At 71.3% G+C, this 26,938-nt stretch carries 25 protein-coding genes and 1 pseudogene; 19 read left to right on the forward strand and 7 right to left on the reverse strand.

From position 1 onward, the window contains the following. Window positions 1-103 precede the first annotated feature (103 nt). The 6 genes from rfaE1 to N1F89_RS04445 are packed head-to-tail and all read left to right on the forward strand — an operon-like array spanning window position 104 to window position 5,803. Entirely contained in the window at window positions 104-1,615 is a 1,512-nt protein-coding gene (gene rfaE1, locus N1F89_RS04420) for a D-glycero-beta-D-manno-heptose-7-phosphate kinase (protein WP_290081853.1), read from the forward strand. Beyond that, the gene (locus N1F89_RS04425; protein ID WP_290081856.1) at window positions 1,612-2,193 is read left to right on the forward strand and encodes an SIS domain-containing protein; all 582 of its coding nucleotides are present in this window, start codon (window positions 1,612-1,614) and stop codon (window positions 2,191-2,193) included. The genes rfaE1 and N1F89_RS04425 overlap by 4 nt, the downstream gene beginning before the upstream one ends. Further along, on the forward strand, window positions 2,186-2,824 hold the full coding sequence (locus N1F89_RS04430; protein ID WP_290081858.1) for an HAD-IIIA family hydrolase: 639 nt from the start codon (window positions 2,186-2,188) through the stop codon (window positions 2,822-2,824). The genes N1F89_RS04425 and N1F89_RS04430 overlap by 8 nt, the downstream gene beginning before the upstream one ends. Continuing rightward, window positions 2,821-3,585 (forward strand): glycosyltransferase family 2 protein, encoded by a 765-nt coding sequence (locus tag N1F89_RS04435; RefSeq protein WP_290081860.1) that lies wholly within the window; start codon window positions 2,821-2,823, stop codon window positions 3,583-3,585. The genes N1F89_RS04430 and N1F89_RS04435 overlap by 4 nt, the downstream gene beginning before the upstream one ends. Then, window positions 3,582-4,694, forward strand: coding sequence for a glycosyltransferase family 4 protein (locus N1F89_RS04440; protein ID WP_290081861.1), 1,113 nt, complete (start codon window positions 3,582-3,584; stop codon window positions 4,692-4,694). Before N1F89_RS04435 ends, N1F89_RS04440 begins: the two co-directional genes overlap by 4 nt. Beyond that, window positions 4,691-5,803 (forward strand): glycosyltransferase family 4 protein, encoded by a 1,113-nt coding sequence (locus N1F89_RS04445; RefSeq protein WP_290081863.1) that lies wholly within the window; start codon window positions 4,691-4,693, stop codon window positions 5,801-5,803. The genes N1F89_RS04440 and N1F89_RS04445 overlap by 4 nt, the downstream gene beginning before the upstream one ends. Here N1F89_RS04445 and N1F89_RS04450 read toward each other — a convergent pair. Both N1F89_RS04450 and N1F89_RS04455 read right to left on the reverse strand, forming a co-directional pair. Further along, window positions 5,784-6,440, reverse strand: coding sequence for an FkbM family methyltransferase (locus N1F89_RS04450; RefSeq protein WP_290081865.1), 657 nt, complete (start codon window positions 6,438-6,440; stop codon window positions 5,784-5,786). The two genes, N1F89_RS04445 and N1F89_RS04450, sit on opposite strands and share 20 nt — an antisense overlap. 13 nt (window positions 6,441-6,453) lie before the next feature. Continuing rightward, on the reverse strand, window positions 6,454-6,939 hold the full coding sequence (locus tag N1F89_RS04455; protein ID WP_290081867.1) for an Lrp/AsnC family transcriptional regulator: 486 nt from the start codon (window positions 6,937-6,939) through the stop codon (window positions 6,454-6,456). 250 nt (window positions 6,940-7,189) lie between these two features. Between N1F89_RS04455 and trxB the strand changes: the two genes are divergently transcribed. Beyond that, window positions 7,190-8,164, forward strand: a complete 975-nt coding sequence (gene trxB, locus N1F89_RS04460) for a thioredoxin-disulfide reductase (protein WP_290081868.1) — start codon at window positions 7,190-7,192, stop codon at window positions 8,162-8,164. 20 nt (window positions 8,165-8,184) lie between these two features. Beyond that, window positions 8,185-9,081, forward strand: a complete 897-nt coding sequence (locus tag N1F89_RS04465) for a LysR family transcriptional regulator (RefSeq protein WP_290081871.1) — start codon at window positions 8,185-8,187, stop codon at window positions 9,079-9,081. A gap of 476 nt (window positions 9,082-9,557) precedes the next feature. Here N1F89_RS04465 and N1F89_RS04470 read toward each other — a convergent pair whose 3' ends face one another. Together N1F89_RS04470 and N1F89_RS04475 are read right to left on the reverse strand one after the other, a co-directional pair. Next, the gene (locus tag N1F89_RS04470) at window positions 9,558-11,606 is read right to left on the reverse strand and encodes an elongation factor G (protein WP_290081874.1); all 2,049 of its coding nucleotides are present in this window, start codon (window positions 11,604-11,606) and stop codon (window positions 9,558-9,560) included. 187 nt (window positions 11,607-11,793) lie between these two features. Continuing rightward, window positions 11,794-12,996, reverse strand: a complete 1,203-nt coding sequence (locus N1F89_RS04475; RefSeq protein WP_290081876.1) for a pyridoxal phosphate-dependent aminotransferase — start codon at window positions 12,994-12,996, stop codon at window positions 11,794-11,796. 163 nt (window positions 12,997-13,159) lie between these two features. On the opposite strand from N1F89_RS04475, the gene N1F89_RS04480 reads away from it, so the two are divergent. The 6 genes from N1F89_RS04480 (at window position 13,160) to N1F89_RS04505 (ending at window position 19,372) form a co-directional block, all read left to right on the forward strand. Next, a complete protein-coding gene (locus tag N1F89_RS04480; RefSeq protein ID WP_290081877.1) occupies window positions 13,160-14,095 on the forward strand; it encodes an EAL domain-containing protein in 936 nt (311 codons plus the stop codon). A 2-nt stretch (window positions 14,096-14,097) separates the two neighbouring features. After that, window positions 14,098-14,943, forward strand: a complete 846-nt coding sequence (locus tag N1F89_RS04485; protein WP_290081879.1) for an EAL domain-containing protein — start codon at window positions 14,098-14,100, stop codon at window positions 14,941-14,943. Between the two features lie 156 nt (window positions 14,944-15,099). After that, window positions 15,100-16,407 carry a sn-glycerol-3-phosphate ABC transporter substrate-binding protein UgpB gene (ugpB, locus tag N1F89_RS04490; RefSeq protein WP_290081881.1) on the forward strand — a complete coding sequence of 436 codons (1,308 nt, stop codon included), beginning with the start codon at window positions 15,100-15,102 and terminating at the stop codon, window positions 16,405-16,407. 124 nt (window positions 16,408-16,531) lie between these two features. Beyond that, the gene (ugpA, locus tag N1F89_RS04495; protein ID WP_290081884.1) at window positions 16,532-17,416 is read left to right on the forward strand and encodes a sn-glycerol-3-phosphate ABC transporter permease UgpA; all 885 of its coding nucleotides are present in this window, start codon (window positions 16,532-16,534) and stop codon (window positions 17,414-17,416) included. Then, the gene (gene ugpE, locus N1F89_RS04500) at window positions 17,416-18,261 is read left to right on the forward strand and encodes a sn-glycerol-3-phosphate ABC transporter permease UgpE (RefSeq protein WP_290081887.1); all 846 of its coding nucleotides are present in this window, start codon (window positions 17,416-17,418) and stop codon (window positions 18,259-18,261) included. The genes ugpA and ugpE overlap by 1 nt, the downstream gene beginning before the upstream one ends. A gap of 13 nt (window positions 18,262-18,274) precedes the next feature. Next, window positions 18,275-19,372: a sn-glycerol-3-phosphate import ATP-binding protein UgpC gene (locus N1F89_RS04505; protein ID WP_290081889.1), complete on the forward strand. Its 1,098-nt coding sequence runs from the start codon at window positions 18,275-18,277 to the stop codon at window positions 19,370-19,372. Window positions 19,373-19,516: 144 nt separating this feature from the next. Here the strand turns inward: N1F89_RS04505 and N1F89_RS04510 are convergent, their stop codons facing one another. Beyond that, window positions 19,517-19,747 (reverse strand): hypothetical protein, encoded by a 231-nt coding sequence (locus N1F89_RS04510; protein WP_290081892.1) that lies wholly within the window; start codon window positions 19,745-19,747, stop codon window positions 19,517-19,519. A 403-nt stretch (window positions 19,748-20,150) separates the two neighbouring features. On the opposite strand from N1F89_RS04510, the pseudogene N1F89_RS04515 reads away from it, so the two are divergent. The 4 genes and pseudogenes from N1F89_RS04515 to N1F89_RS04530 all read left to right on the forward strand — a co-directional run. Next, window positions 20,151-20,567 (forward strand): annotated as a pseudogene (locus tag N1F89_RS04515) (lytic transglycosylase domain-containing protein); the annotation flags it as partial. Between the two features lie 148 nt (window positions 20,568-20,715). Then, the gene (locus tag N1F89_RS04520) at window positions 20,716-21,741 is read left to right on the forward strand and encodes an ATP-binding cassette domain-containing protein (protein WP_290081895.1); all 1,026 of its coding nucleotides are present in this window, start codon (window positions 20,716-20,718) and stop codon (window positions 21,739-21,741) included. Then, complete coding sequence (locus N1F89_RS04525; RefSeq protein ID WP_290081898.1) at window positions 21,738-22,550, forward strand: ABC transporter permease; 813 nt, start codon at window positions 21,738-21,740, stop codon at window positions 22,548-22,550. The genes N1F89_RS04520 and N1F89_RS04525 overlap by 4 nt, the downstream gene beginning before the upstream one ends. Before the next feature lie 107 nt (window positions 22,551-22,657). Further along, on the forward strand, window positions 22,658-22,894 hold the full coding sequence (locus tag N1F89_RS04530; RefSeq protein ID WP_290081899.1) for a hypothetical protein: 237 nt from the start codon (window positions 22,658-22,660) through the stop codon (window positions 22,892-22,894). A 215-nt stretch (window positions 22,895-23,109) separates the two neighbouring features. Here the strand turns inward: N1F89_RS04530 and N1F89_RS04535 are convergent, their stop codons facing one another. Beyond that, window positions 23,110-23,559, reverse strand: a complete 450-nt coding sequence (locus N1F89_RS04535) for a GatB/YqeY domain-containing protein (protein WP_290081901.1) — start codon at window positions 23,557-23,559, stop codon at window positions 23,110-23,112. A gap of 309 nt (window positions 23,560-23,868) precedes the next feature. On the opposite strand from N1F89_RS04535, the gene carA reads away from it, so the two are divergent. Next, complete coding sequence (carA, locus tag N1F89_RS04540) at window positions 23,869-25,077, forward strand: glutamine-hydrolyzing carbamoyl-phosphate synthase small subunit (protein WP_290081902.1); 1,209 nt, start codon at window positions 23,869-23,871, stop codon at window positions 25,075-25,077. A gap of 182 nt (window positions 25,078-25,259) precedes the next feature. On the opposite strand, the gene N1F89_RS04545 is transcribed toward carA, so the two are convergent. Then, window positions 25,260-26,831: a pilus assembly protein gene (locus N1F89_RS04545; RefSeq protein WP_290081904.1), complete on the reverse strand. Its 1,572-nt coding sequence runs from the start codon at window positions 26,829-26,831 to the stop codon at window positions 25,260-25,262. Window positions 26,832-26,938 lie beyond the last annotated feature (107 nt).

Consider the following 26,938-nt stretch of genomic DNA (forward strand, 5'->3'; position numbering starts at 1 on the left):
CCCCATGTGAAGCCGCGCGCCCTTATAATGAAGCCGTCGGGGGCTGTCGACCGAACGGTGGCCGCGGTTGCGCGCTGCCGCGTTGCGGTATATCGGCAGGTCCATGAGCGACACGCCAGGTCCATCGCTGCCGCAGGACGGCGGGCCGACCGCCGACCTCGCCCGGCGTTTCGCCGGGCTGAAGGTGCTGGTGGCCGGCGACTTCATCCTCGACCGCTTCGTCAACGGCACCATCGAGCGCATCTCGCCGGAGGCGCCGATCCCGGTGCTGCACGGGCGCGGCGAGAGCGCCGCGCTGGGCGGCGCCGGCAATGTGGTGGCCAACGTGACGGCGCTCGGCGCGCAGGCGCTGCCGGTCGCCGCCATCGGCGACGACGCGGCCGCCCGGCGCATCCTGGCGCTGCTCGGCGAGCGCGGCGTCGCGGCCGACGGGCTTTTCTCCAGCCGCGGCCGCATGACGCCCTGCAAGAGCCGTTTCAGCGCGCTCAACCAGCAGGTGCTGCGCTTCGACGAGGAGGAGGTGCGCGCGCTGGCGCCGGACGAGCGCGAGACGGTGCTGGCGCGCTTCGACGCGGCGCTGGCCGGCGCCGACATCGTCATCCTGTCCGACTACGGCAAGGGCATGCTGGCCGACGGCATGGCGGCGGCGCTGATCGCGCGGGCGCGCGCGGCCGGCCGGCCGGTGCTCGTCGACCCCAAGGGCGGCGACTATGCGCGCTACGCCGGCGCCACCGCGGTGACGCCCAACCGCAAGGAGCTCGGCGAGGCGGTCGGCCGTCCCGTGCACGGCGATGCGGAGATCGCCGCCGCCGGCCAGGCGCTGATCGCCGCGCACGGCTTCTCCTTCGTGCTCGCCACGCGCAGCGAGAAGGGCATGAGCGTGATCGAGGCGGACGGCGCGCGCCACATCGCCACCGAGGCGCGCGAGGTGTTCGACGTGTCGGGCGCCGGCGACACGGTGGTGGCGTCCTTCGCGCTGGCGCTGGCGGCGGGCTACGAGCGCGGCGCGGCCGCCGCGCTCGCCAACGCGGCGGCCGGCGTCGTCGTCGGCAAGCGCGGCACCGCGCAGCTCACCGTCGACGAGCTGACGGCGGCGCTGTCGCGCACGCACGATCCGGCCGGCGCGGCCGAGCAGGTGGTCAATGCCGACGCGGCGGCGCGCCTGGTCGCCGCCTGGCGGCGCGAGGGGCTGACGGTCGGCTTCACCAATGGCTGCTTCGACATCCTGCATGCCGGCCACGTGTCGCTGCTGCAGAGCGCCCGGCGCGCCTGCGACCGGCTGGTGGTCGGCCTCAACAGCGACGCCTCGGTGCGCCGGCTGAAGGGCGCGGGGCGGCCGGTCAACGGCGAGCGCGACCGCGCCTTCGTGCTGGCCGGCCTGGCCGCGGTCGATCTGGTGGTGGTGTTCGGCGAGGACACGCCGCTCGCGCTGATCCGCCGGCTCGACCCGGACCTTCTGGTCAAGGGCGCCGACTACACGCCGGAGACGGTGGTGGGGGCCGACCACGTGACGGCGCGCGGCGGCCGGGTGATGCTGGTCGACCTCGTCGGCGGCCGCAGCACGACCGCCACCATCGACCGGCTGACGGCGTTGCGGGACGCACCGGTGGCATGAGCGGGACCGCGCTTTCGGCCTATCTCGCCCGCTCGGCCGATCTCCTGTCGGCGATGGCTGGCGACGATGCGCTCGCCGCCGGCATGACGGCGGCGACGGAGGCCGTGGCGACGGCGCTCGCCGCCGGGCGGGCGCTTCTGGTGTGCGGCAATGGCGGCTCGGCGAGCGATGCCGAGCACATCGCCGGCGAGCTGGTCGGCCGCTTCCTCAAGGAGCGCAGGGCCTACAACGTGGTGGCGCTGTCCGCCAACCCGGCCGTGCTGACGGCGCTCGGCAACGATTACGGCTTCGACAGCGTCTATGCCCGGCAGGTCGAGGCGCATGGCGCGCCCGGCGGCGTGCTGCTCGCCATCTCGACCAGCGGCAACTCGGCCAACATCGTCGCGGCGGCCGAGAAGGCGCGCGCCGTCGGCATGACGGTCGTCGGGCTGACGGGCGCCGGCGGCGGCGCGCTGGCGCCGCTGTGCGACATCCTGCTCGCCGTGCCCGCGCGCGAGACGCCGCTCGTCCAGCAGGGGCATCTGTGCCTCTACCACCATCTGTGCGGGATGGTGGAGACGCGGCTCTGCGATGGCTGAGGCGGCGGGCGGGCTCGCGCGGCCGGCCGCGCTGGTCGAGCCGGGGCTGTGGGTCGACCGGCGCGTTTCCGGCGAAGCCCTGCGCGGCCGTCGGGCGCTGTTCGTCGACCGCGACGGCACGCTGATCGTCGACACCGGCTATCCGCGTCGGCCCGAGGAGGTGGCGCTGCGCCCGGCGATGCTGCCGGTGCTGAAGGCGGCCGCGGCGGCCGGCATGCCGGTCGTCGTCGTCACCAACCAGTCGGGCATCGCCCGCGGTCTGCTCGGCTGGGCCGAGTTCGCGGCCGTCGACGCACGCATGCACGCGCTGCTCGCCGGGCACGGCATCGCCGTCGCCATGGTGCTCGCCTGCGCCTATCACGAGAGCGGCACGGGGCCGCTGCACGCGGTCGACCACCCGATGCGCAAGCCCAATCCGGGCATGCTCCTGCGTGCGGCCGAGGCGGGCGGGCTGGTGCTCGCCGGCTCGCTGATGATCGGCGACAAACACGACGACGTTGAGGCCGGCCGGCGCGCCGGCGTCGGCCGCGCCCTGCGCATCGCCGAGGACGGCCGCTTCGTGCCGGGCGGGGCGGGCGCGCCGCTGACGGCGGCCGAACTGGCCGCCACGCTCGCGGCGCCCGGGCGATGAGCGCGGCGCGCCCCAGCCTCGGCGCGATCGTCATCGCGCGCGACGAGGAGGACGACATCGCCGACTGTCTCGCCGCGCTCGCCTTCTGCGACGAGATCGTCGTCGTCGACGGCGGCAGCCGCGACCGCACCGTGGCGCTCGCCGAGGCCGCCGGCGCCCGGGTGACCGTGCGCGCCGACTGGGCCGGCTTCGGCATCCAGAAGCAGCGCGCGCTCGACCTCGCCACCACCGACTGGGTGCTGTCGGTCGATGCCGACGAGCGCGTCGGCGCGGGGCTTGCCGGCGAGATCCGCGCGGCGATCGCGTCCGGCCGGCACGACGGCTACCGGCTCGACCGGCTGTCGATGTTCCTCGGCCGCTTCATGCGGCACGGCGGCTGGCATCCCGACCGCATCCTGCGGCTGGCGCGGCGCGAGCGCTGCCGCTTCACCGACGCCATCGTGCACGAGGCGCTGCTGGTCGACGGCAGCGTCGGCGATCTCGCCGAACCGCTGATCCACTACAGCTACCGCGACATCGACGACGTGCTGACCAAGCTGCGCGCCTATGCGCTCGCCTCGGCCGCGGTGCGGCGCCGGCGCGGCAGGCGCGGCGGGCTGGCCTCGGCGCTGCTGCGCGCCCATGTCGCCTTCCTCAAGGCCTATCTGCTGCAGGCCGGCTTTCGCGACGGCCGGCACGGGCTGGTGGCGGCGATCTTCCGCGCCGAGGAGACCTTCTGGCGCTATCTCGCCGTCGGCTGGGAGAGGGGCGGGGAGACATGAGGCTCGCCATCGTGCGGCGCCGCTTCGCCTCGGCCGGCGGCGCCGAGCGCTTCATCGCCAACACCAGCCAGGGCCTGGCGGCGGCCGGCATCGACGTCACGCTGGTCTCCGAGGACGTCGGCACGACGGCTGCGCCCGACCAGGCCTGGCTCCGGCTGAAGCGGGCGCATGGCGGGCGGGCGCGGCGCTACCGCAAGTTCCAGAAGGCGGCCGGCCGCGCCCTGCGCGGCGGCGGCTTCGACCTGGTGCAGAGCCACGAGCGCATCCTGGAGGCCGACATCTTCCGCGCCGGCGACGGCGTGCACGCGGCCTGGCTCGAGCGGCTGGCGCGCGAGCGAGCGGCCTGGCGGCGGCCGTTGCTGGCGCTCGACGCCTTCCACGAGCTGCTGACGAAGACGGAAAGGCGCATGGCGCGCGACACCGACATGGTGTTCGTCGCCAACAGCCGCATGGTGGCGCGCGAGATCGCCGACTGGCTGGCGGTGCCGGCGCACCGGCTGCGCGTCATCGAGAACGGCGTCGACCTGGCGCATTTCCGGCCGCCCGAGGCGGGCGGCAAGGCGGCGGCGCGCGCCGCCCTCGGCCTCGACCCCGAGGCGCCGCTCGTCGCCTTCGTCGGCTCCGGCTTCGAGCGCAAGGGCGCCTTCGCGCTGGTCGAGGCGCTGGCGCTGCCGGCGCTCGCCGGGGTGCACCTGGCGATCGCCGGTCGCGACAAGCGGGCGCGCCGGCTCGCCCGGCTGGTGCGCCGGCGCGGCCTCGGCGGGCGCGTGCGCCTGCTCGGCGCCATGGCCGACGTGCGCCCGGTGCTGCACGCCGCCGACATGCTCGCCCTGCCGACGCTCTATGATCCGATGCCGAACGCCGCCATCGAGGCGATCGCCTGCGGCCTGCCCGTCGTCACCACGGCCGACGCCGGCGTCGGCGAGCTCGTCGTGCGCTACGGCGCCGGCGCGGTCGCCAGCCGCGCGGCCGACGACCTGGCCGCGGCGCTGGCTGCCGTGCTCGCCTCGCTCGCGGACCGGCGGGTGGGCGCGGCGGCGCTGCGCGGGCGCTTCGATCTCGGCCGCACGACGCGGCTCTGGCTCGACCTCTACCGGGAGCTGGCATGACCGCCGACCACCGCTACCGCATCCTGCACACCGAGGCCTCGCGCGGCTGGGGCGGGCAGGAGATCCGCATCCTCACCGAGGCGGCCACCTTCCAGGACGCCGGGCACGCCGTGCATCTGGTCTGCCCGGCCGACAGCGACATCTTCGCCGCCGCGCCCGACTACGGCATCGCGTGCACGGCGCTGCCGATCGGCCGCAAGCGGCCGGCCGGGCTCGCCGCCATGCGCCGCTTCCTGGCCGCCTGGCGGCCCGACGTGGTCAACCCGCATTCCAGCACCGACCACTGGCTGGCCGCGCTCGCCCGCCTGACGCTGGCGCATCGCCCGGCGATCGTGCGCACGCGGCACATCTCGACACCGGTCTCGCGCGGCCGGGCGACGCGCTGGCTCTACAATCGCGGCGCCGAGTTCGTGATGACGACGAGCCAGTCGATCGTCGACAGCCTGACCGGCGACGGCTTCCTGCCGGCCGGCCGCATCGCGGCGGTGCCGACCGGCATCGACACCGACACCTTCCGCCCCGGCGACCGGGCCGCCGCGCGCCGCGCCGTCGGCCTGCCGGCGGACGCCTTCGTCTTCGCCATCGTCGCCACGCTGCGCTCGTGGAAGGGGCATGCCTATCTGATCGAGGCGCTGGCCCGGCTCGACCATCCCGGCGCGATGCTGGTGATCGTCGGCGACGGGCCGCAGGAGGCGGCGCTGCGCGAGCTCATCGCGCGGCACGGCCTGGCGCAGCGCGTGGTGATGACCGGGCGGCAGGCCGACGTGGTGCCCTATCTGCAGGCCGCCGACGTCTTCGCGCTGCCGAGCTATGCCAACGAGGGGGTGCCGCAGGCGATGCTGCAGGCGATGGCCTGCGAGACGCCGCTGCTCGGCTGCCCGACGGGCGGCATCCCCGAGCTGACGCAGGGGCTGACGGCGGCCACCCTGGTGCCGCCGCAGGACGCCGCGGCGCTGGCCGCGGCGATGCGGGCGATGATCGCCGGGCCGGCACCGGCCGAGGCGCTGCACGCGCTGCGCGCGCGCGTCGTCGCGCGCTATTCGCGCGCGGTGATGTACGACAAGGCGCTGGCCGCCTTCCGCTTCGCCGTCACTGCCAGTCGAGGTTGACGTTGGCGACGCCGAGCGCGTCGAGGCGCCGGCGGATCGCTTCGATCCGGGCGGCGAAGTCGGGCGAGAACTTTTCGTGCGTCTCCACCAGCACATGGCCGATGCGCCGGTCGTGGCGTGCCGCGAGCATGGCTTCGAGCACCGGCACCTCCGCACCCTCGATGTCGAGCTTCAGCACGTCGACAGGGCGCCCGAGCGATGCGATGAAGGCGAACAGATCGACGACCGGCACCGTCGCCGTGTCGCCGCCGGCATGCACGTCGCGGCGGTAGAGCGACGAGGAGATGGTGCCGTCGAGGCCGCCCGACATGCGGTGCAGCACCATCTCGCCCGCCGCGTCCGACACGGCGGCGGCGTGGATGGTGAGCCCCGGCCGATCGCCCAGCCTGCGCTCGAGCGCGGCGCGCGCGTCGGGGTCCGGCTCGAAGGCGTGCACGGTGTAGCCCTTGTCGAGAAACAGCCGCGACACGTCGCCGACATTGGCGCCGCAGTCGACCATCAGCCCGCCGTCGGGCAGGCCGCGGATGAAGCGGCGCGCCTGCCAGATCGCGGCGTGGCGCGCGCCCTTGCGGCGGCGGTAGAGATGCCATTTCAGCCAGGCAAGCCAGTAGGGTTCGGTGAGCTTGTTCGCTCCCATGCGCCCGCTGCCGTCAGGCCGGCTGATCGGGAATGGCGACCAGCCCGACGTCCTTGACCTGGCGGATGGTCAGCGCCGTGCGCACCGTGTCGACGTTCGGCGTCGAGGTCAGCTCCTCGATGACGAAGCCCTGGAAGGTCGACAGGTCGGTGGCCACGCAGTGCAGCAGGAAGTCGGAATCGCCCGACACCATCCAGGCGCGGCGCACGATCGGCCACTGACGGGTGCGCTCGGCGAAGATCTTCAGCTCGGCCTCCGACTGCAGGTGCAGGCCGATCAGGCAAAAGGCGACGACGTCGTAGCCGAGCGCCGGGCTGTTGAGCAGCGCCCGGTAGCCGCGGATGATGCCCGCCTCCTCGAGCCGCTTGACCCGGCGCAGGCAGGGCGGGGCGGAGATGCCGACGCGGCGCGACAGCTCGACATTGGTGATGCGCCCGTCGTCCTGCAGCTCCTTGAGAATCTTCCAGTCGATCGCGTCGAGGTCGGCTTTGAGCGGCATGGGCTCCTCGTGGGTCGGTGCGGCGGGCGACTCGCTTCCTGCCGGCGAGGCAAGGCTATGGCAAGCGCGCGGCCAAGCAAAGCGCGTTGCATCGGCGGCGCGTGCGCGGCATGCTGGGCCGCGTCTGCCGCAGCGGAAACCGGCTGTGCGAAAAGGCGCAGTTGCCTTGCACAGGAGGGGACGGAATACTTAGATCGAGGGCGGCCGCTTTGCGCCGCCGGCCGCTTCCGCTTGATAAAGGACGAGACCCATGACCAGCCGCCACGCGCCCGTGATCATCATCGGATCGGGCCCCGCCGGCTACACCGCCGCGATCTACGCCGCCCGCGCGATGCTCGAGCCGCTGCTGATCACCGGCCTGGAACAGGGCGGCCAGCTCACCATCACCACCGACGTGGAGAACTATCCTGGTTTCGCCGACGTCATCCAGGGTCCGTGGCTGATGGAGCAGATGGCCAAGCAGGCCGAGCATGTCGGCACCGAGATCGTGCACGACACGGTGACGGCGGTCGATCTCGAGCGGCGGCCGTTCCGGCTGACCGCCGATTCGGGCGCCGAATACACCTGCGACGCGCTGATCATCGCCACAGGCGCCAAGGCGAAGTGGCTCGGCCTGCCATCGGAGCAGACCTATATGGGCTTCGGCGTGTCGGCCTGCGCCACCTGCGACGGCTTCTTCTACCGCGGCAAGGACGTGGTGGTCGTCGGCGGCGGCAACACGGCGGTCGAGGAGGCGCTCTACCTGTCGAACCTGGCGCGCAGCGTCACGCTGATCCACCGCCGCGACACCCTGCGCGCCGAGCGCATCCTGCAGGAGCGGCTGCTCAAGAAGGACAACATCAAGGTCGTGTGGGACACGGTGGTCGAGGAGATCCTCGGCGCGCCGGGCAAGCCGCCGATGCCGGCCTCGGCCAACGGCGTGCGGGTCAAGAACGCCAAGACCGGCGCGGTCACCGACATCGCCACCGACGGCGTCTTCGTCGCCATCGGCCACGCGCCGTCGGTCGAGCTGTTCGTCGGCAAGCTGAAGCAGAAGCCGAGCGGCTATCTGTGGACGGCGCCCGATTCCACGGCGACCGACGTGCCGGGCGTGTTCGCCGCCGGGGACGTGACCGACGAGACCTATCGCCAGGCGGTCACCGCGGCGGGACTCGGCTGCATGGCCGCGCTCGAGGCGGAAAAATATCTCGCGGGACTGGAGACGGTTCGCGTGGCTGCCGAGTAGCACGAGGCGGCTGAAAAACCATGGCATTCGACTGGGACAAGCTTCGCGTGTTTCACGCCGCGGCGGAGGCCGGCTCGTTCACCCATGCGGCCGAGTCGCTGCATCTGTCGCAGTCGGCGATCTCGCGCCAGGTGAGCGCGCTCGAGAAGGACGTCGGCGTGCCGTTGTTCCACCGCCACGCGCGCGGCCTGGTGCTGACCGAGCAGGGCGAAATGCTCTACCGCACGGCGCATGACGTGCTGATGAAGCTCGAGAGCGTCAAGATGCGGCTGCTCGAGGCCAAGGACCGGCCATCGGGCATGCTCAAGGTCAGCACCACCGTCGGGCTGGGCACCGGCTGGCTGACCGAGCGCATCCCCGAGTTCGTCGACCTCTACCCCGACATCCAGCTCGAGCTCATCCTCGCCAACGAGGAGCTCGACCTGACCATGCGCCAGGCCGACTGCGCCATCCGCATGCGCCAGCCGCAGCAGCCCGACCTGATCCAGCGCAAGCTGTTCACCGTGCACTTCCACCTCTATGCCTCGCCGGGCTACGTCAACCGGCACGGCAAGCCGACCTCGGTCGCCGATCTCGACCGCCACCGCATCGTCACCTTCGGCGAATCGGTGCCGGTGCATCTGAGCGACATGAACTGGCTGGAGACGGCCGGCCGGCCGGAAGGCAGCAAGCGGATCGCCACCCTGCAGATCAACAACATCCTGTCGATCAAGATCGCCGTGCAGCGCGGCGCCGGCATCGCCATGCTGCCGGACTACATGGTCGGCAAGGACGACGGCCTGGTGCAACTCCTGCCGGAGACCGAGGTGCCGTCCTTCGACACCTACTTCTGCTATCCCGACGCGATGAAGCACCAGGTGAAGCTGCACGTTTTCCGCGATTTCCTGCTTTCCAAGTCGCGCACCTGGACGTTTTGAAGGCAATGGCCGCCCAACAGGCAGCCATGCACTTTGCGCATAGGTGCAATGCACGCCACGCTGCTTGTTATTTGAGCAAAGAACGCTCATATCAGAGCCATCTCGTGAGCGTGTTCTCCTCCCATTAACGCTCGCGAGTGTTCCCCTCTGGAGGTTTCGCCTTACAGGCACTTCCAATCTTGAGCCGGATCTTCGCGATCCGGCTCTTTTTTTTGCCTGCGCCCACGCGACGCCGGCCGGTTCGCTTGTCCGGCCGGGCTGGCGCCGCCCCGCCCGTCACGGATTTGCCGACCGGCTCCGGCTCGTTGCCGTTCGCGCGCTTTGCGGACCGCGAAGCGGTGTCCACCGCGCCAGAAAACGCTCTCGCCCGCGACGGCGGAAGGCCGGCCGCGGCCTTCCGGCGGCATCGCGTCTCGTCTCGGCGATCTCGCCGCCTGGTTGCGGGCGTCGGGTGCGCCCGGCCTGAGCGCGGCGTGCTACGCCGCCTTGCCGGCCGCGCTCATCGCCAGGTCGGCATGACGGCCGACGAGCTCGGCCATGTGGTCGAAGCGGGCGCTGTAGCTCGCCACGCCGGCCGTCGCCGAGCGGAGCTCGACGATCAGGTCGCCGATCTCGGCCTGCGGCAGCATCGCCTCCACCACGTCCCAGCCGGGCCAGCCGGGTCGCGCGTCGAAGCCGAGGATCTGGCCGCGGCGCTGCGGCACGATCGCCGTCACCTTGGCGGTGGCGTCGGAGGGCGTGTAGATCTCGACCTTGAGCACCGGCTCCAGCAGCACCGGCGAGCATGCCGCCATTCCTTCCTTCATCGCCAGCCGCGCCGCCATCTGGAAGGCCATGTCGGAGGAATCGACCGTGTGGTACGACCCGTCCGCCAGGTTGACGGCGATGTCGACGACCGGAAAGCCGAGCGGCCCCGCCTTGAGATAGTCGCGCACGCCGGCCTCGACGGAGGGGATGTACTGCTTCGGCACGACGCCGCCGGTGATGGTGTCGGTGAACTCGATGCCGGCGCCGCGCGGCAAAGGCTTGATGTCGAGCACCACGTCGCCGAACTGGCCGTGGCCGCCCGACTGCTTCTTGTGGCGGCCGCGCTGGGTGGTGCCCTTGCGGATCGTCTCGCGGTAGGGGACGCCGGGCGGCTGCGATTCCACCGGGATCTGGTACTTGCCCTCGAGCCGCTCCTGCACGACGCGCAGATGCATCTCGCCGTGGCCCGACAGCACCGTCTCGCCGCTGTCCTGGTTCTGCTCGAGCGACAGCGAGGCGTCCTCCTCGAGCAGCTTGTGCAGGGCGGCCGACAGCTTGACCTCGTCCTTGCGCTCCTTCGGCCGCAGCGCGACGGCGTAGACCGGCTGCGGCGGGGCGAGCGGCGCCAGCGCGGCGATGCCGCCCCTGGCGGTGGTCAGCGTGTCGCCGGTGGCGATGGCGTCGAGCTTGCCGAGCGCGACCGTCTCGCCGGTCTCGGCATGCGTGCGCTTGGTCTGCTCCTTGCCGAGCAGGGTGTACAGGCCGGAAACCTTGCCGCTCGCGCCGGCGGCGTGAAGCTCGGTCGCGTCGGCGACGCTGCCGGCCAGCACGCGCGCCACCGACAGCTTGCCGCCATGCGGCGTGTGGATCGTCTTGACGACCTGCAGCACCGCGTCGTCGCCGGCCTCGAGGCCGAGGCGGGCGCGCGTCGCCTCGACGTCGGGCGCGTCGTGGCGGATCGCCTTGAGCAGGCGCAGCACGCCGTGGCCCTTCTCCGCCGCGCCGATCAGCACCGGCGTGACGGAGCCGTCGCGCAGGTCGGCGGCGAGATCGTCGAACACCGCGTCGCGCGCCGGCTCGATCTCCTCCAGAAGCTGCTCCATCAGCGCGTCGTCGTGGTCGGCCAGCGTCTCCAGCATCGAGAAGCGGGCCTCGACCTGGCGCGCCTTGTCGTCGTCCGGCGTCTCGGTGATCTCGCTCGGCGCGTGCTCGCGATAGACGTAGGCGCGCTCCAGCGCCAGGTCGATCGAGCCGACGACGATGCCGTCCTTGCGCAGCGGGATCTGGCGCAGCAGCAGCGGCGTGGCGCTCGTCGCCTGCAGCATCTTCAGCGTGTCGCGCACCGCGGCGTCGGACTTGTCGATCTTGTTGAGAAACAGGATGCGCGGCACGCCGAGCGCGTCGAGCCGGCGCATGATGAGCTGCAGGGCCGGCATCTTCTTCTCGTCGGCCTCGACCACGACCACGGCGACGTCGCTGGCGGCCAGCACGGGCTCGGCCTCGAAGGCGAACTCGACCGAGCCGGGGCAGTCGACGAAGGTGATGCTGTCGTCCATGAAGTCGGTCGTGGCGACCGTCGCCTCGGTGCTCATGGCGTGCGCGCGCGCCTCCGGCGCATGATCGCCGACCGTGCCGCCGGAGCCGACGGCGTTCTGCCGCGCGATGGCGCCGGTGCGCGCCAGGATGGCCTCGAGAAGCGTCGTCTTGCCGCTGGCGAAGGGACCGACAATGGCGACGCATTTCGGTCCCGAGCGCCTGCCTCCGGCGCGTGTGCCCATGATCCCGACCTCCTCTCACGTGCTCCCATGAGCGGCGGCCGGCCTGCGGCCGTCGCGCGGGCGCGCGCCTCTTGCCGGACGCGCTGCCGAGACCATCGTCACACGGCTTTCACGAACGGGCAAGGGGCGAGATTCGCGCCCGCGACTCTCGCCCCTTCAAGGTCGGACCGGTGGCCTTTGCCGGGCGCTAGCCGAGCGAGGCCGTGAAGCGCTGGATGCGCGCGCACGCCTCCTCGAGCAGCGTGTCGGACGTCGCGTAGGAGATGCGGAAGTTGGGGCCGAGGCCGAAGGCCGAGCCGTGCACGACCGCCACGCCCTCCGCCTCGAGCAGCTCCGAGACGAAGTCCTCGTCGGTCTCGATCACCTTGCCGGACGGCGCCTTGCGGCCGATCACCCCGGCGCAGGAGGGGTAGACGTAGAAGGCGCCCTCCGGCACCGGGCAGGAGATGCCCTTGGCCTGGTTGAGCATCGACACCACCAGGTCGCGACGGCCCTGGAAGATCGCCTTGTTGCGGGCGACGAAATCCTGCGGCCCGGTGAGCGCCTCGAGCGCGGCCCACTGCGAGATCGAGCAGGCGCCCGACGTCTGCTGGCCCTGCACCATGTCCATCGCCTTGATCAGCGCCTGCGGGCCGGCCGCATAGCCGATCCGCCAGCCGGTCATCGCATAGGCCTTGGACACGCCGTTCATGGTCAGCGTGCGCTCGTAGAGCGCCGGCGCCACCTCGGCGATGGTGCGGAAGACGAAGTCGCCGTAGGTCAGGTGCTCGTACATGTCGTCGGTCAGCACCCAGACGTGGCTGTGGCGCTCCAGCACGGCGGCGATCGCCTTCAGCTCGTCGGCCGTGTAGGCGGCGCCCGACGGGTTCGACGGCGAGTTCATGATCAGCCACTTGGTGCGCTCGGTGATCGCCGCCTCGAGCGCCTCGGCCGTCAGCTTGAAGCCGTTGTCGATCGAGGTCTCGGCGAACACCGGCGTGCCGCCGCACAGCAGCACCATGTCGGGATAGCTCACCCAGTAGGGGGTCGGCACGATGACCTCGTCGCCGGCGTTGAGCGTCGCCATGAAGGCGTTGAACAGCACCTGCTTGCCGCCGGTCGCCACGATCGTCTGCTCGGGCCGGTAGTCGAGGTTGTTCTCGCGCTTGAACTTGGCCGCCACCGCCTCGCGCAGCGGCGCGATGCCGGAGACCGGCGGATACTTGGTCTCGCCGCGGCGGATCGCCTCGATCGCCGCCTCCTTGACGTTGTCGGGGGTGTCGAAGTCCGGCTCGCCGGCGCCGAGGCCGATCACGTCGCGGCCCTGCGCCTTCAGCTCACGCGCCTTCTGCGTGACGGCGATGGTCGCGGAGGGCTTCACGCGTGTCAGGGCGTCGGCAAGAAAGGCCATGGGGTGTCAACTCCTCGAGGATGTGCGCCCGACGGGCGCGGGCGGGCCTGTAATGTCCGATCGCCGGGCGAATCGCAAGGCCGGCGCGGCGTTAACGGCCGGGCAAGCCTTCCAGTGGCAGGATGACGGGCGTACGCCCTGAGACGAACCGGAACCGCCCGCCGTGTCGCGCAGCGTGGGATTGGCACACATCATCCGCCAGGACGACGGCACCTCGGTCGGCGTGTGGGGCGTCTATACGCTGAAGAGCGCCTTCCAGCCGATCTTCGCCTTCGACGCCGAGGGGCGGCTTGCGATCGCCGCCTTCGAGGGGCTGATCCGACCGTTCCGCGACGGCGAGCGGGTGTCGCCGGGCACCTTCTTCTGCAACGTGCCGGCGCCCGACCGGCTGCATGTCGAGACGCTGACGCGCACGCTGCACCTGCTCAACGCCGGCGCCTGCCTCGATCCGGCGACTGATCTGTTCGTCAATTTCGACCCGTCGCTGTTCTGCGACCGGGCGGTCAGCGACAAGGCGCTGCGCGACATGCGCCTGGTGCTGCACGAGGCCGGCATCGCGCCCGAGCGCGTGGTGTGCGAGGTGACCGAGCAGACCTCGCAGTCGGAGGCCGCGCTCGGCGCCTTCGTGCAGGCGCTCAGGGCGCACGGCTTCCGCATCGCCGTCGACGACTACGGCGCGGAGCACTCCGACATCCATCGCATCAAGGAGCTGCGGCCCGACATCGTCAAGTTCGACGCCCAGTGGATCACCCGGCTGATGGAATCGGGGCCGGGCTTCGGGCTGTTGTCGGCGATGGTCGCCGAGTTCAAGGGGCGCGGGATCGCCACCGTCTTCGAGGGCATCGAGGAGGGCTGGCAGCTCGACCTGGCCGCCCGCGCCGGCGCGGCGATGGTGCAGGGCTACGTGCTGGCGCGCCCCGAACTGGCGCCGACCGGTTTCGCCGTGTTCCGCGCGGCGCGTGAAACGCCGCCCGAAAGACGGCCCGCCGAGCGCCCGCAGCCGCCCGTGCCGGAACGGGTCGGGGCTGCCGCCGGATTCGGCGATGCGGCCGCGCGCACCGCGCCGCGCGGCCGCGTCTTCGGCCGGCGCGGCGGCTGAGCATGGCCGACGTGGCGCGCGTGGAGCAGGCGATCTTCGTCGACGAGATCGGCCTCGCCTATGCCCGGCTCGGCGCGGCGGTGGTCAAGACCGCGTTCGCCCCGGTGCTGGCGGTGCGGCCCGAAGGCCTGGTGCCGGTCGCGGTGGAGGGGCAGGCGCACATCGTCGCCGACGGGCGCACGGTCGCGGCGACGGCCCTTCTTGCCGCGCTCGACGCGCCGGAGCGCCGGTTCCTGGCCACGCTGTGGCAGACGCTGCACGTGCGCAACCACGGCCATCTCGGCGTCGAGGGGCTGGGGCTGTTCCTGCGCTACGCGCTCGACGCCGGGGCGGGACCGGACCCGGCGCTGCGCGACCTGCGCCTGCTCGCCGGGCACATGGCCGAGGCCGGCGTCGAGCCGGCACGCACGGTGTGCGAACTGACCGGCATGGCCGGCCTCGCGCCCGACGACGAGGCGATGCTGGTCGAGGCCGTGCGCGCCCACGGCCTGGCGCTGGCGCTCGGCGCCGACGGCCCGGCCGAGCGCATGCCGGCGCTGATCGCGCGGCTGCGGCCGGACCTGGTGCGGCTCGACGGTGGCTGGCTGGCGCGGCTCGACGGCGTGGCGCCGGCGCTGCGCATGCTGGGCACGCTGGTCGCCATGCTGCAGGACGACGGCGCCGAGGTGCTGGTCGACGCGATCGCCACGCCGCGCCAGCTTGCCACCGCGCTCGACTGCGGCGCCGACCTCGTCTGCGGTCCGCTGTTCGGCCCGGCGCGGCCGGCCGGCGCGCTGTTCGATCCCGCGCCGCGCGATCCGCAGGCGCTCGTCGATCCGTCGTCGGCGGCCGTCCGCCGGCGGTCCTGACGCCTTGCGCGGCCGCTTCGGCGGCCCTTCGCCTGCTCCTCCCGAAGGCTGCCCGCGTCGCCGCGGCGATGTGGCCGGCCGCGCTGTCATTCGACCGTTACACAGCCCCGGCATGAAACGGCCTCCATTCACCGAGGATGGCAACGGGAGATTCCGATGACACTCAGCAAACTGATGATGGCCGCGGCGCTGGCCGGCGTGGCGCTTCCCGCGAACGCCCAGGACAGGACCGAGATCCAGTGGTGGCACGCCATGGGCGGCGCGCTCGGCGAGAAGGTCGAGGCGATCGCGGCCGGCTTCAACGAGAGCCAGGACGCCTTCCAGGTGGTGCCCGTCTACAAGGGCAACTACACCGAGACGATGACCGCCGCGATCGCCGCCTTCCGCGCCGGCGAGCAGCCGCACGTCGTGCAGGTGTTCGAGGTCGGCACCGCGACGATGATGGCCGCCGAAGGCGCGGTCAAGCCGGTGCACGAGATGATGGCCGAGGCCGACGTCGCGTGGAACGCGGAGGCTTATCTGCCGGCCGTGCGCAGCTACTATTCGACGCCCGCGGGCGAGCTGCTGTCGCTGCCGTTCAACTCGTCCTCGCCGGTCATGTGGTACAACAAGGACCTGCTCGACCGGGTCGGCGCCGACGTGCCGCGGACCTGGGACGACGTCTTCGCCGTCGCCGACAAGCTGCAGGCCGACGGCCACGAATGCGCCATCTCGTTCGGCTGGCAGTCGTGGACGATGATCGAGAACTATCTCGCCTGGCACGACCAGCCGATCGGCACGCGCGAGAACGGCTTCGCCGGCTTCGACACCGAGCTGGTGTTCGACGAGGCGGAGGGGCTGACGGCGCTGCTGCAGCGCATCGCCGACAGCCAGGAGCAGGGCACCTTCAAGTATGGCGGCCGGCGCGGCGACAGCCTGCCGCTGTTCACCAGCGGCGAATGCGCGATGTGGATCAACTCCTCCGCCTACTATGCCGACATGCAGCAGCAGGCCGAGTTCGCCTTCGGCCAGACGATGCTGCCGCTCGACACCGAGACGGCCGAGGCGCCGCAGAACTCGATCATCGGCGGTGCCACGCTGTGGGTCCTGTCGGGCCACGAGGGCGAGGACTACCAGGGCGTCGCGGAGTTCTTCAACCACATGAGCTCGCCCGAGGTGCAGGCCGACTGGCACCAGTCGACCGGCTATGTGCCGATCACCACCGCCGCCTACGAGCTGGCCAGGGAGCAGGGCTTCTACGAGGAGAACCCGGGCACCGACACGGCGATCCGGCAGCTCTCGCTCAACGAGCCGACGGAGAACTCGCGCGGCCTGCGCTTCGGCAACTTCGTCCAGATCCGCGACGTGATCAACGAGGAGCTGGAGGAGCTGTGGTCGGGCAACAAGACGGCCGAGGAGGCGCTGTCGGCGGCCGCCGAGCGCGGCAACGCGCTGCTGCGCGAGTTCCAGAGCGCCAACCAGTAGCGGCATGATGCGCCGTCGGCCGCTCCCCGCGGGGCGGCCGGCGGCCGCATGGCGGGCCGGCGGCGGCCGGTCCGCCGTGCCGGCCCCTGGCCCCCAACGCCGCAGCCCGGAGCCCGGAGCCCCCGTGCGCACCAAGAACGTCACCTTCAAGAGCCCGTGGCTGCCCTATCTGCTGGTGGCGCCGCAGCTCCTCATCACCGCCGTCTTCTTCCTGTGGCCGGCGAGCCAGGCGATCTACCAGTCGGTGCTGCGCCAGGACGCCTTCGGCCTGCGCACCGAGTTCGTCGGCCTCGCCAACTTCCGCCGGCTGTTCGCCGATCCGCTCTATTTCGACGCCTTCGTCACGACGGTCGTCTTCAGCGCGCTGGTCACCGGCATCTCGATGCTGGCGGCGCTCGTTCTGGCGATCATGGCCGACCGCGTGCTGCGCGGCGCGCTCGCCTACCGCACGCTGCTGATCTGGCCCTATGCCGTGGCGCCGGCGGTGGCCGGCGTGTTGTGGTGGTTCCTGTTCAACCCGACCATCGGACTGGTCGCCTACGCGCTCGACGTGCTCGGCTACGAGTGGAACCACTTCGTCGACGGCACCGACGCCATGGCGCTGATCGTCATTGCGGCCGCCTGGCGGCAGGTCAGCTACAACTTCCTGTTCTTCCTCGCCGGGCTGCAGGCGATCCCGCGCTCGCTCATCGAGGCGGCGGCGATCGACGGCGCGGGTCCGCTGCGGCGCTTCCTCACCATCCAGCTTCCGCTCTTGTCGCCCACCGTGTTCTTCCTGATGGTCGTCAACGTCGTCTACGCCTTCTTCGAGACCTTCGGCATCGTGCACGCCACGACGCGCGGCGGGCCGGGCAACGACACCGTCATCCTGGTCTACAAGGTCTGGCGCGACGCCTTCGAGGGGCTCAACCTCGGCGCCTCGGCGGCGCAGTCGGTGGTGCTGATGGTCATCGTCATCGCCCTGACGGCGATCCAGTTCCGCTTCATCGAGCGGCGGGTGGAATACTGATGATCGAGCGCCGGCCGCTTCTCAGCCTGATCACGCACGGCACGCTGGTGCTCGGCGCGGCGATCTTCGCCTTTCCCATCTGGCTCGCCTTCGTGGCGTCCACCCACACCGGGCGCGAGGTCAACCGCGGCCTGTCGCTTTTGCCCGGCGACCGGATGTGGGAGAACTACGCGACGGTGCTCGGCGACGGCCTGTCGACGGCCGGCGCGCCGCCGATCGGGCTGATGCTGTTCAACTCGACCGTCATGGCGCTGGCGATCGCGCTCGGCAAGATCGCCATCTCGCTGTTGTCGACCTTCGCCATCGTCTACTTCCGCTTCCCCTTCCGCGTGCTCGCCTTCTGGACGATCTTCATCACGCTGATGCTGCCGGTCGAGGTGCGCATCCTGCCGACCTTCGAGGTGGTGGCCGATCTCGGCCTGCTCAACAGCTATGCCGGCCTGTCGATCCCGCTGATCGCCTCGGCGACCGCGACCTTCCTGTTCCGCCAGTTCTTCATGACCGTGCCGGACGAGCTGGCCGAGGCGGCGCGCATCGACGGCGCCGGGCCGATGCGCTTCTTCCGCGACATCCTGCTGCCGCTGTCGCGCACCAACCTGGCGGCGCTGTTCGTCATCCTCTTCATCTATGGCTGGAACCAGTATCTGTGGCCGCTGCTCGTGACCACCGACGAGGGCTACTACACCGTCGTCATGGGCATCCAGCGCATGGCCAACAGCGGCGACCAGCTTCCGCAGTGGCACCTCATCATGGCGACCGCCATCCTGGCGATGCTGCCGCCGGTGGCGGTCATCGTCGCCATGCAGCGGCTGTTCGTCAAAGGACTGGTCGAGACCGAGAAATAGCGAAGGCAGAACGATGGCGGCGATCGCGATCCGCGACGTGACGAAGACCTACGGCAAGCTGAGGGTGATCCACGGCGTGAGCCTGGACGTGGACGATGGCGCCTTCATCGTCATCGTCGGTCCGTCGGGCTGCGGCAAGTCTAGCCTGCTGCGCATGGTGGCCGGTCTCGAGCCGATCACCGCCGGCGAGATCGCCATCGGTGGGCGGGTCGTCAACGGCCTCGAGCCGCGCGAGCGCAACGTCGCCATGGTGTTCCAGAACTACGCGCTCTATCCGCACATGAGCGTGTTCGACAACATGGCCTACGGGCTGAAGATCGCCGGCCTGGCGAAGGCCGACATCCGCGCGCGGGTGGAGCGCGCCGCCGCGATGCTGCAGCTTCAGCCCTATCTGGCGCGCAAGCCGCGCGAGCTGTCGGGCGGCCAGCGCCAGCGCGTGGCGATGGGCCGGGCGCTGGTGCGCGACCCGGACGTCTTCCTGTTCGACGAGCCGCTGTCCAATCTCGACGCCAAGCTGCGCGTGCAGATGCGTCTCGAGATCAGGCAGCTCCAGCGCGCGGTCGGCACCACGGCGCTCTACGTCACGCACGACCAGGTGGAGGCGATGACGCTGGCCGACCGGCTGGTGGTCATGCACAACGGCGTCGCCGAGCAGGTGGGCACGCCGATGGAGGTCTATCGGGCGCCGGCCACCACCTTCGTCGCCGGCTTCATCGGCTCACCGTCGATGACGCTGCTCGCGGCAAGCGTGGCCGAGTCCGGCAAGGGCCTGGCGCTCGACGGCGGCGGGCTCGTCAAGCCGCGCGACACGGCGCTGCCCGAGCCGGGGCGGCGGGTGCTCGTGGGCGTGCGGCCGGAGCATCTGAGCGCCGTCTCCGCGCCGAACGCCGATCTCGAGCTCAAGGTGACGGCGGTCGAGGCGCTCGGCGCCGACACGCTGGCGCATGGCGTGCTGTGCGGCCGCAACGGCGCCGGGGCGACGCTGGTCGCGCGCCTGCCGGGCGGCACGCGGATCGGGCCGGGCGAGACGCTGCCGCTGGCGATCGCGCCCGGCGCGACGCATCTGTTCGACGCCGGGACCGGCCGGCGCATCGAGCCCGCCGGGCGCTAGCGCGTTCCAAGGCGACGTGGATGCCGGTTCGCCGTGCGGAGACGCGCCAGGACGAATGTTGGCGCCGCCCTCCAGTTCACGAAACGGCGGCTCGGCTCGTCGTCGTGGCGTGCCAGCGGACGGCCTCGTGGCACGGCGCCGGCGTCACTCGGCGGCGATGCGCATCGTCGCTCCGGAGGCGCCGGGCGCGGCCCATGCGTCGCCGCTTTCCAGCACCTCGTTGAGCAGGTCGACATCGACGAAGAAGAGCCGCGACAGGACGACGTCGATGCCGTCGCGCGGCACGCCGCGCGCCGTCAGGTGGTCGATGGCGGTGGCGATGTGGCGGCGCTCGGTGAGGCGCCGCTTGATGCAGTTCGTGCTCGGCTGGCGCATGATGGTCTCCCTGTTGCCGTTTTTTGTCGACGCGCTTGCAACGCGGACCGGAACGGGCCGGAAAACGCGGCGGCACGACGCGGGAAAACGGGAAGACCGCACGAGCGGCGGTCGGGACGCGAATCACCCGCCTTCATTATGAAGCCCGACGCCGGTGGCGCAAGCGTCGCGGCCGGCATTGCCGGACCGCTGCGAGCCGGCACCGTCGCGGCGCCGCCTCACTGCTGACACTTTCGCGCCGGCATGGCTGGGGGCGGGGCGCGAGGAGAGGGACATGCCGACAAGACCCGCCGTCGCGGCGCTGCTCGCCGCGTTTGCCGCAGGCTGCAGCGCGACGCAGGAGACGGCCGGCCAGGCCGCGCCGGCGGTCGCCGCGGCGCCCGCGGCCTCGCCACTCGAGGCGATGATCGACCGTCACGCCGCCGCCTACGGCCTGCCGGCCGATCTCGTGCACCGGGTCGTGCGGCGCGAGAGCAATTACGACCCCGCCGCCTACAACGCCGGCAACTGGGGGCTGATGCAGATCCGCCACGGCACGGCGCGCACCATGGGCTACCGCGGCCCGGCGGAGGGCCTGCTCGATCCCGAGACCAATCTCACCTATGCGGTGAAGTATCTGCGCGGTGCCTGGCTGGTCGCCGGCGGCGACGCCGACCGGGCGATCCGGCTCTACCAGCGCGGCTACTACTACGACGCCAAGCGCAAGGGGCTGCTTGTCGAGACAGGCCTGCGCCCGCCGCCGGACGGCGCCGCCGCGCCGGTCGCCGCCTTCGCCGGGCCGACGCCCGGCGGTCCCGCCGGCAGGCCCGTGCTGCCGTGACCGTGCGCCGCCTGCCGTTCGCGTCGCGCATGACGCGGCCGGCCGGCGCAGCGGGTGGCGAGCCGCGGCAAAGCTGCTATAAGCGGCGCGACCGCGCGCCGCGCCGCCATGCGTGCCGCGCCTTTCGCCGACACGACGGACGACGACCATGAACGAGGCGCCGCGCGCACCGCAGATGACGCAAGCGGCCGGCGATGCCCCGCCGGCGATCGTCGCGCGCGGCCTGGTCAAGCGCTTCGGCGACCTGACCGCCGTCGACGGCATCGACCTCGACGTGCCGCGCGGCATGATCTTCGCCATTCTGGGGCCGAACGGCGCCGGCAAGACGACGCTGATGCGCATGCTGGCGACGCTGTCGCGGCCCGACGCCGGCTCGGCCCGCATCATGGGCCACGATCTCGTCGCGAATCCGGACGCCGTGCGCGCGGCGATCGCCATGACCGGCCAGTTCGCCTCGCTCGACGAGGACCTGACCGGACGCGAGAACCTGGTGCTCCTGGCGCGGCTGTGGGGCTTCCGCGGCCGCCGGGCGCGGGCGCGCGCCGACGCGCTGCTCGCCGCCTTCGAGTTGGCGCCGGCGGCCGGCAAGCAGGTCAAGGACTATTCCGGCGGCATGCGCCGGCGGCTCGACATCGCCGCCTCGCTGATCGTCACGCCGGGCGTGCTGTTCCTCGACGAGCCGACCACCGGGCTCGATCCCAAGGCGCGCCAGGGCGTGTGGCGCATGATCCGCGGCCTGGCCGGTTCCGGCGTCACCATCCTGCTCACCACGCAGTATCTCGAGGAGGCCGACCAGCTCGCCGCGCGCATCGCCGTCATCGACCACGGCCGCAAGATCGCCGAGGGCACGAGCCGCGAGCTCAAGGCGGCGACCGGCTCGGGCTTCCTGCACGTGGCGCTGGCCGATCCCGCGCAGCGCGAGGCCGCCGCGCGGCTGCTTGCCGCCAGGCTCGGCGCCGAGGCGACGCCGAGCGTCGAGGGAGCCGAGCTGTCGGTGATGGCCGGCTCGGCGGAGGCCGCCAGCGCGGCGATCGCCGCGCTGATTGCCGAGGGCATCGCGCTGTCCGACTTCTCGCTCGGCCAGCCGAGCCTCGACAGCGTGTTCTTCGCGCTCACCGGCCATCCGGCGGAGCCGGGCGGCGGTGCGGGGGAGAACGGAGGGCAGGCGACATGAGCGCGAACGCACCCGGCGGCATGGCCGCCCTCGAGCGGGTCGAGCGGCCGCGGCCGCCCTCGGCGTTCTCCAATGCGCTGGTCTTCGGCTGGCGGGCGGTGCTGAAGTTCAAGCACGTGCCCGAGCAGCTCTTCGACCTGGTGATGACGCCGCTCATGTTCACGCTGCTGTTCACCTTCGTGTTCGGCGGCGCGCTGGCCGGCTCGACCGACAACTACCTGCAGTACTTCCTGCCCGGCATCCTGGTGCAGACGGTCGTCTTCAACGCCGTCTACTCCGGCATGGGGCTGTCGACCGATCTCGGCAAGGGGCTGTTCGACCGCTTCCGCTCGCTGCCCATCTGGCCGCTGGCGCCGTTCGCCGGGCTGATGGTCGGCGACGTGCTGCGCCACCTGATCGCCGGCGCCATCATCCTGGCCGTCGGCCTGGCGCTCGGCTACCGGCCGGAGGCGGGGTTTCTCGGCGTCGCCGCCGCCTTCGCGGTGCTGGTGGCGATCGGCTTCGGCGTCGGCTGGATCTTCATCGTGCTCGGCCTGCTGATCCGCACGCCGACGACGGTGATGACGGTCGGCTTCACCTTCATCTTCCCGGTCGTGTTCGCCTCCAACATCATGGTCGAGCCGCAGACCATGCCCGACTGGCTGCGCGCCTTCGTCGAGGTCAACCCCGTGTCGCTGATGACGACGGCGCTGCGCGGGCTGATGGGCGGCGGCGCGACATGGGGCGAGATCGGCCTGGCGCTGCTGGCGCCGGCGGTGCTGACGGCCGCGCTCGCGCCGACCACGCTGTGGCTCTACATGCGGCGCTGAGGCGCCGAAGGGCGGAGGATGCGGGCGCTTCGGCGCGCGGCGGCGGGAACCAAGCGCGGCGGCGCGGATTGTTCCCGTTTCGGCCGACAACCCGATCGGATGCCGCCATGACCTCGATCCGCACCCACATCGCCTTCGCGCTCGCGCCGAGTGTCTTCGCCGTGCTCTACGGGGCCGGGACGCTCGTCGTGCTCTGCCTGCCGAGGCTCGCCGACCATTCCGCCCGGCTGCTGCCCAACGCGATGCTCGTCGCCTTCTTCGCCACGCCGCCGATCGCCTATGCGCTGGCGCCACGGCTGCGGGCCCGCAGCGCCGGCCCGCCGCCGCGGAACGACCGGCGCTAGAGCCGTTCTGCGTTTCACGGAATCGCAGACCGGCTCTAACTCATTGTTTTCGCGCGTTTCCGAACGGCGAACCGGTTTCCACTTCGCCTGGAAACGCTATAAATCGCCTCCAGGCGAAGCGCACACCGCTTCGCCGTCCGGAAACGGGCGCAGCCAAGCGGATCGGCCCGGCGTGCGTCGAAAGGGCGTGGGTGCCTGCGGCGCGGGCGGGGCGGCTACTGCAGCAGGTTCTTGACGATGCCGCTCGCCTTGCCGAAATCCATGCGGCCGGGGAACTTCTCCTTCAGCGCGTTCATGCAGCGGCCCATGTCGCGCAGCCCGTCGGCGCCGACCTCGTGCACCACCTGGGCGCAGGCGCGCTTGACGTCCTCCTCGGCCAGCGGCCGCGGCAGGAAGTCGCGGATGATGGCGATCTCCTCGCGCTCCTGCTCGGCGAGCTCGAGGCGGTTGCTCTCCTCGAACGCCTTGGCGGATTCCTGGCGCTGCTTCACCATCTTCGACAGGATCGCCATGATCTCCTCGTCGCTGACGGGATCCTTGCCGGCGCCGCGGTTGGCGATGTCGCGGTCGCGGATGGCGGTCTGCACCAGGCGCAGGGTCGAGATGCGCCGTTTGTCCTGCGATTTCAAAGCTTCCCTAAGGGCCTGTGCGATGGTGTCGCGCATGGCGTCTCGTCTCCTGTCGCAGTCGCGAACAATAGCGCCGGCCCAAAGCCGACGCAAACCGTTTCTGCCGCGTTAAGTCATTGGTTTTGCTGTGCATATCATTTCGCACAGCGTACAAAGGCGGTCATTGACCGCCATCCTGCCATCGCCTATTGTCCGCCGCCTGCATGGGCCTGTTGAACACGGCAAGCCGCTGTCGCCGATCGGGGCAGCGCGCTATTCGCCGCGCCATATGGCCCCGAAATGGCCGCATTTCAAGGGCCGACGCGGAAGCGTGCAGGAAGCGTGCAAGACAGCGGAGCGATCGTCATGGCCACCACCACCGCGCCCTGGGGCGCCATCAAGCCGACCGCCCTCCTGGTGCTGGCCGACGGCACCGTGATCGAGGGCGCCGGCCTCGGCGCCGCGGGCAGGGCGGTCGGCGAGGTGTGCTTCAACACCGCGCTGACCGGCTACCAGGAGATCCTGACCGACCCCTCCTACACCGGGCAGATCGTCACCTTCACCTTTCCGCATATCGGCAATGTCGGCGCCAACGAGGAGGACGTCGAGGACCTCGTGCCCGCGGCGCGCACCGGCGCGGTCGGCGCCGTCTTCCGCGCCTCGGTCACCGAACCGTCCAACTACCGCTCGGCCGATCATCTCGACGCCTGGCTGAAACGCCGCGGCGTCGTCGCCATGAGCGGCATCGACACGCGCGCGCTCACCGCGCTGGTGCGCGAGAAGGGGGCGCAGAACGCGGTCATCGCGCACGATCCCGAGGGCCGCTTCGACGTCGAGGCGCTCAAGGCGGAGGCGCGCGACTGGCCGGGCCTGGTCGGCATGGACCTGGCGGCGGGCGTGTCGTGCGGCCAGTCGACGCCGTGGAGCGAGACGCCCTGGGTGTGGAACGAAGGCTACGGCGCGGGCGCGGCCGGCGAGCCGGCCATGCACATCGTCGCCGTCGACTACGGCACCAAGCGCAACATCCTGCGCCTGCTCGCCGGGCTCGGCGCGCGCGTCACCGTGGTGCCGGCAACGGCGAGCGCCGACGACATCCTGGCGCTGTCGCCGGACGGCGTCTTCCTGTCGAACGGGCCGGGCGATCCCGCGGCCACGGCCGCCTATGCCGTGCCGGTGATCCGCGCGCTGCTCGAGGCCGACGTGCCGCTCTTCGGCATCTGCCTCGGCCACCAGCTCCTGGCGCTGGCGCTCGGCGGCAGGACAGTGAAGATGCATCAGGGCCACCACGGCGCCAACCATCCGGTGAAGGACTTCACCACCGGCAAGGTGGAGATCGTGTCGATGAACCACGGCTTCGCCGTCGATGCCGACAGCCTGCCGGCCGGGGTCGAGCAGACGCACGTGTCGCTGTTCGACGGCTCGAACTGCGGCATCGCGCTCGCCGGCCGGCCGGTCTTTTCCGTGCAGCATCACCCGGAGGCCTCGCCGGGACCGCAGGATTCGCACTACCTGTTCCGCCGCTTCGCCAACCTGATCCGCGCCCGCAAGGGCGAGCCGGCGCTGGCCGAGCGCTGAGGCGCCGCCCCGCCGGGGCCCTGACGCACGAAAGCGTTTGCAGGGGAAGTGGAAACCGGTTCGCCGTTCGCAAACGCGTCAAGACAACACCCTGGAGCCGGGCTGCGGTTCCGTGAAAGGCAGATCGGCGCGACGGGCGGCCCGCGGGCCGCCCTTCGTCCGTTCCTGCCCGGCCGCGCGCCTCAGGAGGCGATGCGCAGGCGCACGATGCCGTCCCTGATGCGCTCGAACACCTCGTCGAGCTGGCTGCGCGAGGGCGTGTCGAAATAGTGCAGCGGGCTCGAGGCGCACTCCTTGAGCATGCTGCCGGTCTCCACGTCGGGCTCCTCGAGGCGGATCGTGTAGATCTCCACCCCGTCGGCCTTGGCGTTGCGGCAGGCGGCCAGCGTCTTGTCGTTCATCAGCTTGGTGGTCGTCGAGGAACCGCCGGCGCCGATGCCGAGCCGCCCGTCGACCAGATAGCCGAAGCTCGAATAGGACGAGCCGAGCTTGTTGCCGCGGTTGCCGAACACGTTCGAGCCGTCGGTCAGCACGATCATGATCTTCTCGACGCCGCTGTCTTCGGCGATGCCCTCGGAGAAGGGCTCGTGCGGCGACAGGACCCGCATGCCCCAGGCGACGCCTTCCATGATGTTGGTGGTGCCGCGCGCCTCAAGCGCCTTGACCCGCTTCTTCAGCAGCCCGTAGTCGCTGGTCAGCGGGGTGATCGGCTGGGTGTCGCAGCCGTGGCCCGGCCCCTTGCCGTGATCGTAGTCGGTGTCCGGGCGGTTCCAGCTTCCGCCGCCGACCAGATCGACGAGGCCGTACTTCAGCAGCTTCTTCAGCGTGCCCTTCGCCGTCTTGTCGAGCGGGTCGGCGTCGGAGTCGATGTAGCTGTTGCGGTAGCGGTCCTCGTCGTCCGGCTCGTCGATCGCGAAGGCGGGCACGAACAGGCTCGCCTTGTCGTTCTTCTGGGCCGGCGTGTCGGCGACGTCGTGGGCGCCCTTCTTGGACGGCTCGCGCGTTTCGACGCAGCCTTTCCATTCCTGGCCGAGATGGTGGTAGACCTCGAACCGGCTGAGGCCGGGCACCAGCTCCGTCTGCGGCATGTCGCTCCTGCCATGGACGTCGAGCCAGTCGGCGCCGGTGTCCTTGACGACCTTGCCCTTCTCGTCGAACGCGGGTCCGAACTGCGGCCCGACATTGACGAAGGTGGCGAACGGCACGAGCGAGAATTTCAGCCGGTCCCTGTCCTTGATCTGGTCCGACATGTCGTCGATCAGACCGTAGACCGCGTCCTTCATGGCCGTCAGCTTGCCGCCGGCCATCGAGCCGGTGGTGTCGAGGACCAGCGAGATCTCGTAGGCGGCATAGGCGATGTCGGCCGAGGCGGCCGCCTTGACCGGCCAGAAGTCGTAGCCGAACAGCCCGCCGAAGGCCATCGCCGCGCGCGTGTCGGCCTCCAGCGTCACCGCCGTGCCGTCGCGCAGCACCTTCAGATTGGTGTAGGCAGGCACCAGATTGCCGCCGATGAAGGTGTTGGCGATCGCCCGCGCGTCCTTGTCGGACAGATCTTCGCCTTCCCGCGCCACGGCCAGAACCGCGGCGTCCATGGCCGCCTGCAGCTCCTGCTTGGTGCGGCTGATGGTTGACAGGTCCACCATGACGCCGGCGCTCATCACCAGCGGCACGGCCACCACGGAAGCGAGGAGGCCGAAATTGCCGCGACTGTCGGTGGCGAACCGGCGCATGCCCCATTTCGATGCGCACTTCATCGCACTCTCCGGTTTACGAGGTGCCGGAGAGCCTAGCCGACCCGGTTTAAGATCCGTCTAAGGCGGTGCGCGCGAATTGAGCGGCGGCGTTAACGCGCGCTTTGCGA

The sequence above is a fragment of the Aquibium sp. A9E412 genome (assembly GCF_030398335.1).
Classification (GTDB): Bacteria; Pseudomonadota; Alphaproteobacteria; order Rhizobiales; family Rhizobiaceae; genus A9E412.